This is a genomic window from Streptomyces sp. NPDC047525, from assembly GCF_040643025.1.
Taxonomy (GTDB): domain Bacteria; phylum Actinomycetota; class Actinomycetes; order Streptomycetales; family Streptomycetaceae; genus Streptomyces; species Streptomyces durmitorensis.
Window position 1 is genome coordinate 1 of sequence record NZ_JBEYTL010000050.1, and the last position, 2,552, is coordinate 2,552.

At 70.1% G+C, this 2,552-nt stretch carries 2 protein-coding genes; both read right to left on the reverse strand.

The window, feature by feature from the left end:
* Window positions 1-145 precede the first annotated feature (145 nt).
* Window positions 146-1,315, reverse strand: a complete 1,170-nt coding sequence (locus ABZ833_RS45550; RefSeq protein ID WP_361060014.1) for a 3-hydroxybenzoate 6-monooxygenase — start codon at window positions 1,313-1,315, stop codon at window positions 146-148.
* A 75-nt stretch (window positions 1,316-1,390) separates the two neighbouring features.
* Window positions 1,391-2,552 (reverse strand): KR domain-containing protein (locus tag ABZ833_RS45555; protein WP_361060017.1); only part of this gene is annotated, 1,162 nt, incomplete at its 5' end.

Sequence of the window (2,552 nt, forward strand, 5' to 3'; positions counted from 1 at the left end):
CCCCGGGGCCCGTGCCCCCGCTGCCCGTGCCGGGCCCGGGCGCCCACACCCCGCGCCAGCAACTAGTCCGATCACTCCTAACCCCGGGTCCGGCCTCCCCACCCTCGAAGGTGGGGAGGCCGGACCGGTCGTACGGAGCGCCGGCTCACGCTCTCGCATCATGCAGCCAGGCGACCTTCTCATACAGCTCCGTGTGCGACAGGGCGCCGATTTCCGCGTTGCGCTCCTTCGCGGCCACGCCCGCCGGGTGGTACACCTCCCGGCCCATCGCCCGCGCCACCTGCTGCGCCCTCGCGGTACGGGTGGCGCGGGCGCAGTTGTAGTCGATGAAGCGCTGGGGCAGGTCATCGGCACCCACGTCGAGGACCGAGCCCAGATGCACCGCGTCCTCCAGCGCCATGCAGGCGCCCTGTGCCGCGTACTGGAGCATCGGATGGGCGGCATCGCCCGCCAGCACGACCCGGCCGTCCGTCCATCCGTACACCGGGTCACGATCGCACAGCACCCAGCACTTCCACTGCTCCCCGAGGCTCATCAGGCGCGCTGCCCGCGGCCCCATCCCGCGGAACTGGGCCAGCACATGCTCGGTCGGCGTCGGCCGGCCGGTCACGGCCTCGCGGGCCCCGTCGTCCTTGGTCACAGCGAGGTTGAGTTCGCGGCCCCCGCTGATCGGATAGTGCACGAAGTGCCAGCCCGGCCCGGCCCACAACGTCACGGAGTCGGACCGCAGTTCCTCCGGCACCCGCTCCATCGGAATGACCGAGCGGTAGATCGTGTGCCCGGACACCAGCGGCTCGCCGTCACCTATCAGCTGGGCGCGGACCGCCGAGTGGATGCCGTCCGCCCCGACCAGGGCGTCGGCGCACAGCCGCTCCCCGCCTTCCAGCAAGGCGGTGACTCCATCGGCGTCCTGCTCGTAGCCGGTCACCCCGACGCCGGTGCACAGCTCGACGCGAGGCGTTCGCCGGCAGGCGTCGAGCAGCGGCTGATAGAGATCCGTACGGTGCACCACGGCGTACGGATTGCCGAAGCGCGCCCGGTAGGCCGTGCCGAGCGGCATGGCGTTGACCTGTTCGTCCGTCGTGCCGTCCATCAGGCGCAGCGCCTCGATGAACACCGCACGGTCCCGCACCTGTTCACCGACACCAAGCCGGTCGAGCGCATGGAAGGCGTTGGGCGCCAGCTGGATGCCGGCACCCATCTCCGTGAACTCGTCCCGCCGTTCGAGCACCGTGATCCGGTGCCCCCGCTCAGCGGCAGCCAGCGCGACGGCCAGGCCGCCGATGCCTCCTCCGGCCACGAGCAAGTCCGCCATGGCGGAAGCCCCTCTCCCTTGTCCTGTAGTTCTGTTGTCTCTGCTGTGCTGCTGTGCTGCTGTCGATCCGGCTTGTCAGCTGTCGCCGAATTCGCGGTCGAGCAGGTCGAAGATCTCGTCGTCCGTGACCGCTTCCAGGTCCTCTTGCAGGTCTTCGCCGCCGGGCTCCGGACTCGTGCCGGTGCCACCCGTGGTCAGCTCCTGCCACCGCCACAGCAACGTCTCGAGGCGTCCGGTGACCTCTTCGCGCAGGGCGTCGTCGTTTGGCGTGAACTCAAGCGCCCGTTCCAGCTCCCGCAGCGGCGTCAGGAGCCCGTCGGACGGGTCAGCGTCGGCGCTCCCTGCCAGTCGCTCCAGCAGATGGGCGACGAGTTCGGCCGGGGTCGGGAAGTCGTAGATCAGCGTGGCGGGCAGGTCGAGACCGGTGGCCGTGGCGAGCTTGCCCTTCAGCTCCACTCCCATCAGCGAGTCGAAGCCGATCTTCAGGAAGGACAGATCTTCCTCGAGCTCCACGGCTCGCGCGTGACCGAGCACCGCGGCCACCTCAGCGCCGAGGGCCTCCAGGAGTACGTATGTACGCTGGGCCGGCGCCGCCGAAGCAATCCGCGCGGCCAGCGGGCCCACGGAATCGGAATCGGCCGCCCCCGCGGTCCCATCAGCTTCGGTCGTGTACTCCAGGCGGTCGAGCAGCGTACGGTGCCGCGCCGCGTTGAAGGCGTCCGCGAAGCGGGCCCAGTCCATGTCCGACACCGTCACGCACGTCTCGTCCCGGTCGACCACCGACTGCAGTGCGGCCATCGCCCGCGCCGGCGCCATGGTGCGCATGCCGCTGCGGTTCAACCAGGCCACGTACTCGTCGTCCCCGGCCATGCCGTCACCGGCCCAGGCGCCCCAGGCGATCGACGTCCCGGGAAGCCCCTCGGCACGACGGTGCTCCGCCAGCGCGTCCAGATACGCGTTGGCCGCGGCGTAACCGCCCTGGCCCGCGCTCCCCCACACACCGGACACGGAGGAGAACATCAGGAACAGTTCGAGCGGTACGTCCCTGAGCAGGTCGTGCAGATTCCACGCACCGACCGCCTTGGCCGCAAGCACTGCCTCAAGTTCGTTCAACTCCAGCTCCACCAGCGGCTTCGCCTCCCCCGCGATGCCGGCGGTGTGGATGACGGCGGTGAGGGGGTGGTGGTGGGGGATGGTGTGGAGGGTTTGTTTGAGGGTGTGGTGGTTGGTGGTGTCG